The sequence below is a fragment of the Siminovitchia sediminis genome (genome assembly GCF_042680885.1).
In the GTDB taxonomy this organism is placed as follows: domain Bacteria; phylum Bacillota; class Bacilli; order Bacillales; family Bacillaceae_C; genus Siminovitchia; species Siminovitchia sediminis.
The window spans coordinates 19,637-31,937 of the sequence record NZ_JBHUEO010000047.1 but is presented as its reverse complement, the minus strand read 5'-3'; the positions used below and the strand labels follow the sequence as shown (position 1 = coordinate 31,937).

Genomic DNA, 12,301 nt, shown 5'->3' with positions numbered 1-12,301 from the left:
TGATTCGACACCAACTACAGTAGAGAAGATTTGAATGGCTGGCAAGGTCTTTTTTCTTTTAAATAAAATGCAAAGTTATGTACGTTTATGTTTCATAACTCTGCACTTTTATTTTGCACTACACACTTTGGAACAACCCGTTAACAAAACGAGACCTAGTAATAATAAAAATAAGACTTTCTTCATGCTGTGTTCCTCCTGATGTTATGTATACATTTTCCTATTATATTATATTTGATTTTCCTCCATTTGGAACGATGAAAATAAAATTAGTAGGCTGGAAAACATTGGCTGGTACTTGCCGGTTAATTAAGATCCGGGAAATTACGTACTCTTGCAGTAGGGGATACGAGTATTTTTACTAAATATGAGAGTAAACTGTGGCAGGTGAGGAGTAAAAGTTGAAATTGAAGAGTATTCTATTAAACTTGGAGAGTAATTGGAAGCTTTTGGCCAGTATTCTAGATACTTGGACAGTAATGGTAGTCTTCTGGCCAGTATTTTAGAATCTCGGAGAGTAACTGCAGTCTTCCGGCCAGTATTCTAGTATTTGGAATGATTACATCCTGGAAAAGGCAGTCTATGTTTCAACAAATGAGACTCTCCACTGTTGAATTTAAAAAGCTTTACCCCTCAAAGTCAATTAGTCATATTTTACAATTTAAGAAAAAAGTACTAGTAGTTTTGGTATAATGAGGTACATATCAATGAAGGCAGTCCTTATTGTACTTATTAAAGGACCTCGAGTCTATGAATATAAAAAAATTAATTAAAGTTAGTTTTGATTGTGTGTTTGGGGGAGATATGGATGGGTTTCTTTCGGTCGGTTGGTAAAGGGATTGGTACACTTTCCGGCGGTGTGATTGGAGGGGGAGTAAAATTAGCCGGTAAAGCCGTTAAATCTGAGTGGGTTGAGGAAGTTGGGGATGGAATTAAACAAGCATCAACTGTTGCTTTGGATAATGCCGGACAATATATTGACGGAGCGGTCAAGGGTACATATGGGGCGATCAAAAAAGATGATTTCATACTGCAAGAGGGACTTGATGATTTGAAAGATGCTGCTGGCAGAACTTTTAACGGGGTTAAAACAACCGTTACCTATACAGCGAAAAGTGCCGGGGCCACCTATGAAGGAATTAGACTGGGAGATAAGGAACAGGCAGTCCAGGGCGTAAAGAATATTGGAAAAGTAGCAGCCATTGCTACATTAGCAGTGGGTGTATTGGATTTAATGGATGGGGTAGATACCGTAGATGCCGAAGAGCTTGAGACGAGGAATGACCATTTGGCAGGTGACCATCATCCGGTAACGGGTGTCCCATTTGAAGAAAAAACAGTTGAACTCCCCGATGGTGAGTTCACAGGAACTTTTCCTGTATTTGATGCTGCCTATGAAGTAAACTTACCGAATGATCTTTATTTGCAGTCGGATTCAGTCCATTTTTCGTATGCCAATATAGAACTTTATGATGAACTTCAGTCTAATCCAGATCTCGTTAAGGAATTACAATTAACGAACACAGATATTCAGCAGTTAGCACAAGGGGATACGCCTGAAGGATATAGTTGGCACCATCATGAAGATGCGGGTGTCCTTCAACTGGTCGAAGAGGAAATACATCATCAAACAGGCCACACAGGCGGCAGGGAACTGTGGGGTGGCGGAGCCGAGTACCGATAGGCTGGATTAAGAGAAATACATTCTAGTTTTTATACATAAATGATTATTTTACTGAGGAGAGACAGGTTTATGCAAGATGAACTTCAAAGAGAATATAACCAGCTGATCAAGGAGATTAGCAAAGAAGTATTAGAACTATCGGTAGCCAAATCAATGGAAAAAGCATCCTTAACGGTAAATAAACAAGTCCCGGTAATGGCTGAAAGTATCGATAAATTAAGAAAAGTTCTTGATGAACTGCAATATGTCAATGCCGAATATCTGAAGCGTCAACAAGGGCAGAAAAAAAGAGAAGAACGTATGGATGTGCAACTAAAAAATATTCTTCAAAAGGTAGAAGTGGACATTAACCATGTGAAAGAAATCAAAGGCGATATCACCAGATTTCAAGAAAAGACAGATAAGAAGTTTGATTTACAGGACAAAGCTGCTAAATTACTAGAAGAAAGTTTAGAAAAGAGAGCAGATCAGTTAGATGGTCAGTTGAATGTGTTAACGAATCACGGAGTAGAAACAGCAGATACGTCCAAGAAGCTGCTCATTACTACCCTCATCTTTTCACTTGGTTCATTTGGTATACTAACAACTCTACTTTTACATACTCTACAGGTTATTTCGTTATAGGAAGAAGGGATCGGGATGATTAGCAATCAGGTAAAAGAGCCTTCTTCGGCACCTAGTGGAATGGATTTGTACCAATCAATTTTTCGAAAAATAAAGGACATCCGTGAAGACGAGCAGGAAGAAGTAACGAAGCGGCAGCTTAAGTTCTATCGCAGCCAGGTTGATTTGTTTCGTCAAAGCTTAATGAACAGTCATAATGGCCAGAACAACAAGACGGGTCGCCTCCTTTACCTACTTGAGGATTATAACACGAAGGTTGAAAGCTTAGTTCAAGGGTTAGATGAGTCCTTTATGCTTTTTGTTGTTGGGTCAGGCAAGTATGGGAAATCTACATTGATTAATGCTTTATTGGAAACGAAGGCTGCTGAGGTAGGCATTTTGCCAAAAACATGGAAGATTGATGTCTTTCGAAACGATCAACCAGTCCATCAAGTAATCATCAAATATAGGGATAGTCGTGAAGAAAAGGTGTCTGCCAAAAGGGCTCAAGAGATCATTAAAGGCGAGGAGAAAAAGCGAAAAGAATCAGAGGCTCATATAAGGAATGAGATAAAGGAATACAAAAAAAAGAATCCCACATTGAAAGCAATGAACGAATTCAAGTTAAAGCTTGAACGTGAGGAATTATACCATTCGGATATAACCGAAATACATTGGGGGGTGAGCGGCGCCCCCATCTTGGAATATTTTCATGTCGTCGACACTCCAGGATTGAAACAAAACATCATGGGGGACATTCGTCATAACGTTCAAGATTTTTATCACAAAGCAGATGGTGTACTTTGGATGCTCGATGCGACCTCAATTTCCGCAAGCAATGCAAAAAAATTGATTAAGGAGCTTGAGGAAAGCATTGAAAACATTGGTGGAAAGCATCACCAAAATATCATAGCCGTGTTAAATAGAATAGACCTCGTATACAAGAATCAAGGCGAAGAAGGGGTCAAAAAAGTTCTGGCTGATGCGCAGTCCATTTATAAAGGGTATTTCCGAGCCATTGTTCCCTTATCAGCCAAAATGGCCTATGATGGGGCGGCTGCCGGCAATAAGGAATTCATTGAGAAAAGTGGATTGAATGAACTTTATGCAGAAATACAAAATGCATTTTTCAAGAACGCAAAGCGCATCCAATGCGACAAAAAATTAGAGTCCGGCCGGGCATATAACAAAGAGGTATTACTTTACACTCAACAATATCTTCTGGATTTGGCTGCGGATTTGGAAAAGATGAATGATGGTTTTGAAAAAGTAGATGAACAACTGGATGTTGAGTCAAACAAATTTTTTGATTATGCAAAAGCACAGTTGGATAGCTATGAAAATAGAGTCAAAGAGAATATTGCTCTCAGTATGGACAGTTTTATGAATATAAAAGGCTCGGAGCAGCAAAAAAGCTATTTGGAAGATCACATCTTTGAACTCCCCCGGCTCACTCATATGTTTGAACAACTCCAAAAAGAACAGAAAGATATATTTGAGGGTATTGAAGATTACTATGTAAAGAAAATTTACTTTACTGAATATCCAAGTTTAATGCAGCAACATTCTTTAGAACTTCGAAAAGACATGGATGTACAGGTGAATATCAGGCGTGATCTAAGTGGTGAGGATTTTCTGACATATGGTTCCGGTATCGCAGCTGGTGCTGTTGGGGCGTTAATTCTGGGACCCGTTGGTCTATTAGTTGGTGGAATTGTTGGCTGGTTTGCTAAGAAAAGTATTAAGGATGAACTAAGAAGAAAACTTATCAAAGAAGTGGATACTATCATATCCGGTCAAACTGAAAAAATGATGGAAAATATTGAATCCCATGCAGATCATGTATATGAAAGAATACAGTCAAGTGCCAACCAATCTTTTACACAGGTATATAGTTTTGGTGCGTTAATGGATCATTTGGATGATTTCAAGGAAGTAGAAGATATGTTAGATCACGGGGAGAGACTGAAAGAGACTTTGTCGAACCCGACGCCTAATTTTTATACCCCTTTAAAAGAGATTTTAATGAATAAATAGAGAGAGGAAGCCTATGTCCGTGTTAGAAAAAATTCAAAACTTGCAGAAAACCTTCAGTATGTCACCCTTATGTTCTTTGGATAAATCACTGCCGATCCATCCGGATATCATCCAGCAACTTCAATCTTTTCGGAATGAAACGGATATTCTGATGGAAAAGTGCTATCATCCCTTGAAAATTGTTTTAATGGGTGAGGTGAAAGCTGGAAAATCCACGCTTCTGAATGTATTTGCGGGGGAAGCTGTATCGCCGACAAATGTCACTGAAACGACGGCAAGCATTATAGAGGTTAAACATTCAAATCAAAAAAAGGGCAGCATCATAAGGAAAGTTAATGAAACAATTGATGGCAGCACCGATGAAATTTATGAAATCCTAAGTGCGAATAAAGGGAACCAAGATTTTTTTTCAGATGTGTCTGAGGTGAAACTTGGATTTCCTCTTGCCAATTTGCAAAAGCTTTATTTGGTGGATACACCAGGGATTGCAACGGTTACGGCAAGCAACGAAAAAACAGCGAAGGGTTATATTCAAAATTCCGATGTCGTCCTGTGGGTTTTTAATGGACATCATTTAGGCCAACAGGATATAGAAGAAGAATTGACTAACGTGAAGTCATACGGGAAACCGATTATTGCTGTAATCAATCGCTTGGACGAAATTGATGGTTCGGCGGAGGAGCTTGAGGGGTACATAGAGGATCAATTAGGATTTATGATCGACGAAGTTTTTGCCATCTCTGCCTATCAAGCATTTGAGGGAACCCTTCATGGGGATCAGGAGCTATTGGAGGAGTCCAGATTTCCGGCTTTGCTTTCGTATCTGGATACCATTGAAAAAGAAGATAAGCAGGTACATTTGCAAAGTATATCCAGTTCGATCAATGCCCTCGTTGAAAAGGAGAGGCTGAACCACCAGATTGCAAATGATACGATCACATTTCTGCTTCAAACAATGGAACGAAGAAAGGAAGAGATTAAGTATCATAATGACAGTATTCAGAAGAAAATAAAGATGGAACTGCAAAGCTGGGTGTCGACTCATCTGCTCGAGGACGAGAAAAGGAATTTGCTAAGGGAGCTTGAAGGGTTAGGGATGATGTCAGGAAAAGCTTCTTATGAAAGCATCTCTTCTCAAATGAACCATTATTTGTCCAGCGAATATATACTGGAAATGCTGGAAAGAAAATTTTCCGAGATAAACACATCTTTTCAGCAACAATGGAATCAGGCGGTAGAAACCATTGGCGAAAAAATTAATATTGAAGAAGAAGAATTTCGAAAGGGTCAAATCCAATTATATCAAGACACTGATGTTCCTTTAGAAGTTTATTTCCCACAGGGAGAAAATGCAGTCGCGGATGGCGCGATAAAAGGGGCAGCCATTGGGGGTGCCTATGGAGTGGCAGCCGCAACCTATGCTGCAGTACTTGGGCCGTCTGCTGCTGGTGTAACCTTGGGGGCTGCTATGGGTGCAGTGATGCCGCCGGTGTTACTGATCGGAGCCGTCACAGGAATCGCAGCCAAATTAGTATTTGGAAATAAAAAGAAGAACGAATACAGAGTAGAGATCATCAGAGCCGTTGACGAGACAAAGCAAAAAGTCAGCAATGTTTTCCTTCCGGCTATGTTGGATCAGCTTGAGAATGAAAGTAACCGTATAGCAAACAATCTGTATGATCAACTATGTGAATTTATCTCACAAGGATGGACAGCGGAAGAGCTGAGAGACGTGCAGCAAAAAATCAATGCTTACAATACCAGCTTGGTGAGATTTGAACGGGTGGGTGTATCGTTTTAAATACTGTATGCATACAATACATACTTAGTCGTTATAAAAGCAGGTGGGAGAAATTTTCCGTACCTGCTTTTATATTTTTATTCGACAAGTGACAGGCACGCCCCGGATTATGTCGAATCCTGTCACATCGGAAACCGCCTGGAAAATTCCGTTTTTTGGAGGGTTTTCGAACTTTTTGACGAATTTTTCTTTTGTACAGAAGGAGGAATTTCCTGTACACCAACATTTATGTAAGCGGTGACAAAAAATAGGAAAGGATGGATGTCTGACATGCTTCGTACGACTGAGAGAAAAGGGTGGGAGGATTATTTTCAGTATGGAAAGCGCACCTTCTACAGAAAGAAATCCATTATTTACAGCGTAGACTCTTCCGAAAGGACAGGGTTTTATTATTTAGAGAGGGGGTTTGTTAAGGTGTCGACCAAGACATTTTCAGGCGAGGAAAGGACGATTGATATTGTGAGCGCAGGCCGTACTTTCGGAGAACAAACAGCTGATGAGCGGCCCTATTTTTCAACGGCTGTCGCGCTTGAAGACTGTGTTGTTTATTTTTTTCGATATGACGTGATCAAAAGGTTAATGGACGATGATCATCAGTTGAGGATATTGATTTATAGTGGACTGACAGAGAAGCTGAAATTGTTGGCGAACAATGTAATGATTCAATCTTTACCCCCGGAACGGCAGTTGGCACAAAGCCTCTTACACATTCTGAGGAAATACAATGATCATCAGATCCCTATGACACAAAAGGAGCTTTCAAGTTTTACCGGTTTAAAACGGGGAACAATTTACAAAATATTTAAAAAATGGGGAGATGAGGTAATTATTGTTGAGAAAAAGAAAATCATCGTAAAAATGCCGCAGAAATTAAAAGAAATTGCGGCTACCCCTTCATAGCCTTGTAAAATTTACTAGTAAGTAACTTATACGTGTCATTTCTCGTCCTCCTAAGGAAGACCGATTCTGCTTCAAGTACAAAAGGGAAGTGGCGGTCCCCTCGATGCAAGTTTGACAGTTTGAATAAACTTTTACCAAACCTACCCAAACCGGTTCTTTAATGAAGCCAGTATATAAAAGAGAAAATAATAGCAAAACATCACAGTATGACATCGTTTGACAACTGATTTACGCCGATGGCTTAATCATAATGTCTTTTAGCTACTATCAGATTTATGCGTATTTTAATTTAAGACTGCTGTGTTGCCGTAGCATAACTAAAACTATATAAAGATGAATCTCTGTGTTTCTGCATTTTTTATATTACAGGATGGAGGAGAGGTTTCATTGAGTATACAAACCTTTGACTGGATGGATTATGTACATTTTGGACAAGTTCGATCCCTTCCCGCTGATTCCATTTTGTTTAGGCAGGGTGAAAAGGGCAGCGGATTTTATTATCTGGCTGACGGAGAGGTAAAGATAAGTATTCTTCGTGAAGACGGGTATGAAAAAATTATTGATTACGTCTCTCCTGGAAGACTGATAGGAGAACAAGGGTTGAATCAAGTGTACTTTGCAACGGCTGAAACTACCATTGATTCAACCTTGTATTATTTTTCCGAACAAAATTTCCGCGATTTATGTGCAGTGGAACCAGAGGCAGCTCAAGAATTTGGCTACTCACTGATCGCCAAAATCCGCATGATGGCAAGAGCAAAATTCGTCTTAAATGCACCGGCTGATATCCAGCTCGCATACTACCTTCACTTACTTTATGAAAAAACAGGAAGTCCTATCCTGGCAATCGATCAAAACTCCATCTCCAATTATATCGGGAAATCGCGTGTAACCGTATGGAAAATTTTCAAAGAGTGGAAAAACGATCATCTGATCGACATCTCTGATGGAATGATTCATTTAAAAGATGTGGACAAACTCAAGCAAAAATTTGATATGCAACATTAAACATTTCATGATTCAGACCCAAGCGGGTTGTATGACATAGGAGGGGCTGGATCATCTCAATGTATAGGAGACAGGGATAAAAGACATCCAGGTACGCGGTTCTTTTAGTAAAGAAATATAAGAATTTCGATCCATTATGGAGAAAACAAAATAGTGCATAGTATGGATCAACAGATTTGGAAAAGGGGGTTTTCCAATGTCCTGGCGGGCAATAGCCGAATCAACGGCTAAAAACTTGCTTCTGTCTGCAGGGAGATCCTGGGTCCATCGTCCAGTCTTTGAGTTTACGATGTCCACTGTCCATCTCCAGATTTAGGTAAATCGCCCCTCCTTTTTGATTGATAAGGAGGCTGTAGCCGACGCTCTAAAATACGATGGATTCTATTTAATATCCGAGCGGATTTGATTTTTAGCTGAAGAAAATCGAATCTCGTTCGGATTTTTTTATAGCCTAAGTACTTTGTCCCATTATTTACAATTATAAAAATACTCAAATTTACTGTTCACGATTTAACATTGTGTAATCGCAGCGATGCTAAAATTTCATTCAAGAAGGGTGAGAAAATCTTACTGATCAGGTACTTTATGTAAATCATCCTTTTTTTTCATGATATGGATAAAGGAGGAAGTAAAATTGAATTTCGAACTTAACGAGAGACAAAAGAAGGCAGTCGAGGTTTGTAAAGAACTTGCAAAAGACTTTGCCACGAGAGCGGACATGCATGATCGTGACAGATCAGCACCTGAGGAAAATTATGAAAAAATTAGAGAGGCCGGTTTATTCGGTATTGCAATGCCTGAGGAATACGGCGGAATGGGGATCGGTTTTCTGGGGTATTCCGCGTGCATTATGGAGTTGGCCCAGGGATGCGCCTCTACAGCAAACTCTTTTAATATGCATGCCAATGCTACGGGTTCGATCACGCAGCATCCCGATATCCCTGAAAAAACAAAGCAATATGTAGCCAAATTGGCGATTGAAGAAGGCAAGCTCATGTGTACTTCTGTATCAGAGCCTAACTCTTCCAGTTTGCTGGCGAATGCCTACACCCCTTCTTTGGAAGCGCGAAAGGTAGATGGGGGCTACATACTCAATGGAAAAAAAGCTTTCTGTTCCATGGTGGAATCCAGTGATTATGTCTATTTGTATGCACATCCGGAAGGGGATCCCAATCCGCAGGCAAGCATCGGTTTCTTGGTGCCTATCGATAAAGGGAATGCTGACGGCGTGACGATCCATGATGTGTGGAATATGCATGGGATGAGAGCAACGAGAAGTAACACGGTAGAGTATAACGGCACGTTTGTTCCGGATGAACTCGTATTACACGAAACAGATGAGTTTTTAAACGACTTTATTATAAGAGGGGCAAATTGGTCCTTTGGAGGGTTTGCAGCAGTTTATTTAGGCATTGGCATCGGTATTCTGGAATTCACTTCTGATTTCTTGAAAAAACGTGTGGCCAAGGGGTACGCTCAGCCGCAGGCCTATCACCCTGATTTAAGAAGAAGAGTAGGAGATATGGCCTCTGACATCCATGCAGCCAAGCTGTCCATGTATAATGCTGCTTGGCATAGCGATACGTATGGGGCGGGTGTGGATACATTTTTCGAGTTTATTAAAGCAAAAAATACCATTGGAAATGTGGTGGCCAATGCTTGTAAATCAGCAACCATTGCTTGCGGGGCATCCAGCTTAATGAAGGGAGTCCCTCTCGAAAGAATGATTAGAGACGCGGCTACTGCACCTATTATGCCTCCAAATGTGGACGCTGCAGCGGATCAGGCAGGCTTGTTAAAAATGGGGCTGAATCCTGCTGATGCGATGCCGCCGTTGAAGTCAGAAACAGAATTAGTAGCACCAAAAGTAGGTTAATGGAGGGACAGTCATGAACAATTCAAATAAACGTTTAGATGGGAAAGTGGCCATTATTACTGGAGCCGGCAGCGGAATTGGAATGGCGACAGCCAAATGTTTTGATGAACAAGGTGCGAAGTTGATTGTAAATGATATTGACGAAAGCAAACTTGGCCGTTTATTCAGCGAATTAGAAGATAAAGAGAAGCATGTGATGATTGCCGGAGATGTTTCGGAGGAGAGCACTTCAAGGGAGTTGGCTGACGTAGCAATCGATCAATTCGGAAGAATCGATGTTTTGGTAAATAATGCAGGGATTCACTACATTAAAGACATTACAGACGTGACACCCGAAGATTTTGATGAGTGCGTCGGAATCAACTTGAAAAGTATGTTTCTTTGTGCAAAAGCAGTGATCCCTCACATGCAGAAACAAAAACAAGGATCCATTATCAATCTTGGCTCTATTTCATCTTTTGTGGGACAAGAGATGATGGGAAAAAGCACTTTTCTGTATAACGTGACCAAAGCTGGGGCCGTCCAAATGGCCCGGTCGCTTGCTACCCGGTATGCAGCTGATGGCATCAGAGCAAATGCCGTCTGTCCAGGAGCCACAAAAACCGGACAAATCACTGAGGAACATACGGGGGATGTCATCAGCCTTGAGGACTTTTGGGTGGGTGCAGGAGAATCCAGCCCAATGAAAAGACATGGGGATCCTTCAGAGATAGCAAACGCCATTCTGTTTTTAGCGTCAGATGAAGCATCCTTTGTGACAGGAGCCTCTCTGGCAGTGGATGGAGGATATCTCGCGCAATAGAATAACTGTACTATTTTATTGGCTTTTAAAAAGAAAGCGCTTCATTCGGCAACGAAAATAAGCTTGTCTGAAGAGGCCGGAACAAAGTTAAAAAACGAACTATCTACTATATGAGCGCAAGGAATTTACGCAGACTTCTGCGGGAGGGTGATACGCATGAGCAAGCTCATCAGCCGCCCGCGGAATATTTCCGCAGCTCCTTTGGCCCGGCCTCTTCTCCTATGGAGGAATATCGTCATGAAGGTTTATATCGAATATAAAGTCATACCTGAAAAACGAGAGCAATATTTGAACCTCATTGATCAGGCTCATCAATTTTATAAAAAGTTTCCCATCCATCACTTTTCAATCTATGAAGGTGTGGAACAGCCGAATAGATTCGTAGAAGATATTGATCTGGCAGATAGTCATACGTTTAGCGAATTGAAAAAAAAGCGGCTGCAAGATGAAGGGTTTTGGGAAGAGGTGCATTCCTGTATTGAAGGGAATCGAAGCAAACTGAGAGTATATGCGTTTAGAAAAATACATTCAATGGAGTGAGTAAGCGGTGCGTAAATTAAGAATTCTGATTGTTGCAATGGTCTTCTTGATGATTGTAACGATGGCCGGGTGTGGGACGAATACTGAAAGTTCAGGTTCAGGAAAAGATATTACTTTGACTTATGCGTTTTTTGCACCAGAGAACTCATTTCCTGCAGTTCAAATGAAGAAGTGGGCAGAAGAGCTGTCTGACCGGACGAATGGTCAAATACAAGTGGACTTGTTTCCAGGAGGCACCTTATTAGAGGCATCCAATATGTTTGATGGAGTGAAGAATGGAACGGCGGATATCGGGATGTCAGCCACATCCTATGAACCGGCCAGGTTCCCCTTATTGACTATTTCTGATTTGCCTTCTTCCTATCCTAACGCATCTGTTGCCAGTCGTACGGTTTATGACCTGATTCAGGAATACCCGCCTGAAGCATTTAAAGATTTTAAAATTATCGCAGCTTTTACGACAGAGCCCGCCTATGTACAAACAATCGACAAAGTAGAAAATACAGAGGATTTAAAAGGAAAGAATTTACGTATTGCTGGGTCCTTGAGTGATATAGCTAAAAAGCTAAATGCCTCGCCGGTAGCAATGTCCCAGTCTGAGGTGCCGGAAGCGATACAAACCGGGGTCCTTGATGGATACATCACTTCCAGAGAAGTATTGAAAGATTTTCACTTGGCTGAGTCCATCAAATATGTTGTGGATTATCCGCTCCATGTCACGACGTTCGTTGCTGTAATGAATAAAGATACATGGGAATCCCTCCCAAGTGACGTCCAACAGGTCATTGATGAGTTGGGCAGTGAAATGGCCATCTTTACCGGTGAGTATCATGACCAAAACATTCAAGAATCATTGGAATGGAGTAAAGAGGAACATGGCACGGAAATGATTCAACTAAGCCCTGAAGAGCAGGAAAAGTGGGATCAGGCCATCAAGCCCATTCAGGATGAGTATGTGAAAAAGCTGGAGAAGGAAGGACTGCCAGCAAAAGAATATCGGGACAGGCTCTATGAATTAATAGAAAAATACAGCAGTGAATAAGAGGAGCC

The 12,301-nt window shown here is 40.9% G+C and carries 10 protein-coding genes; all 10 read left to right on the top strand.

Going from position 1 to position 12,301, the window contains the following annotated elements:
• The first annotated feature begins 808 nt into the window (after window positions 1–808).
• The 10 genes from ACFSCZ_RS14185 (at window position 809) to ACFSCZ_RS14140 (ending at window position 12,293) form a co-directional block, all read left to right on the top strand.
• Complete coding sequence (locus tag ACFSCZ_RS14185; protein WP_380774711.1) at window positions 809–1,684, top strand: HNH endonuclease; 876 nt, start codon at window positions 809–811, stop codon at window positions 1,682–1,684.
• A 69-nt stretch (window positions 1,685–1,753) separates the two neighbouring features.
• A complete protein-coding gene (locus tag ACFSCZ_RS14180; protein ID WP_380774709.1) occupies window positions 1,754–2,308 on the top strand; it encodes a hypothetical protein in 555 nt (184 codons plus the stop codon).
• Between the two features lie 15 nt (window positions 2,309–2,323).
• Window positions 2,324–4,324: a dynamin family protein gene (locus ACFSCZ_RS14175; protein WP_380774707.1), complete on the top strand. Its 2,001-nt coding sequence runs from the start codon at window positions 2,324–2,326 to the stop codon at window positions 4,322–4,324.
• Between the two features lie 13 nt (window positions 4,325–4,337).
• Window positions 4,338–6,125, top strand: a complete 1,788-nt coding sequence (locus ACFSCZ_RS14170) for a dynamin family protein (protein ID WP_380774706.1) — start codon at window positions 4,338–4,340, stop codon at window positions 6,123–6,125.
• A gap of 270 nt (window positions 6,126–6,395) precedes the next feature.
• Complete coding sequence (locus ACFSCZ_RS14165; RefSeq protein ID WP_380774705.1) at window positions 6,396–7,025, top strand: Crp/Fnr family transcriptional regulator; 630 nt, start codon at window positions 6,396–6,398, stop codon at window positions 7,023–7,025.
• Between the two features lie 387 nt (window positions 7,026–7,412).
• A complete protein-coding gene (locus ACFSCZ_RS14160; protein WP_380774704.1) occupies window positions 7,413–8,033 on the top strand; it encodes a Crp/Fnr family transcriptional regulator in 621 nt (206 codons plus the stop codon).
• A 634-nt stretch (window positions 8,034–8,667) separates the two neighbouring features.
• Window positions 8,668–9,909, top strand: coding sequence for an acyl-CoA dehydrogenase family protein (locus ACFSCZ_RS14155; RefSeq protein WP_380774703.1), 1,242 nt, complete (start codon window positions 8,668–8,670; stop codon window positions 9,907–9,909).
• 13 nt (window positions 9,910–9,922) lie between these two features.
• A complete protein-coding gene (locus ACFSCZ_RS14150) occupies window positions 9,923–10,711 on the top strand; it encodes an SDR family NAD(P)-dependent oxidoreductase (protein ID WP_380774702.1) in 789 nt (262 codons plus the stop codon).
• A gap of 156 nt (window positions 10,712–10,867) precedes the next feature.
• Window positions 10,868–11,251, top strand: a complete 384-nt coding sequence (locus ACFSCZ_RS14145; protein WP_380774701.1) for a hypothetical protein — start codon at window positions 10,868–10,870, stop codon at window positions 11,249–11,251.
• Window positions 11,252–11,258: 7 nt separating this feature from the next.
• A complete protein-coding gene (locus tag ACFSCZ_RS14140) occupies window positions 11,259–12,293 on the top strand; it encodes a TRAP transporter substrate-binding protein (RefSeq protein ID WP_380774700.1) in 1,035 nt (344 codons plus the stop codon).
• Window positions 12,294–12,301: the final 8 nt, after the last annotated feature.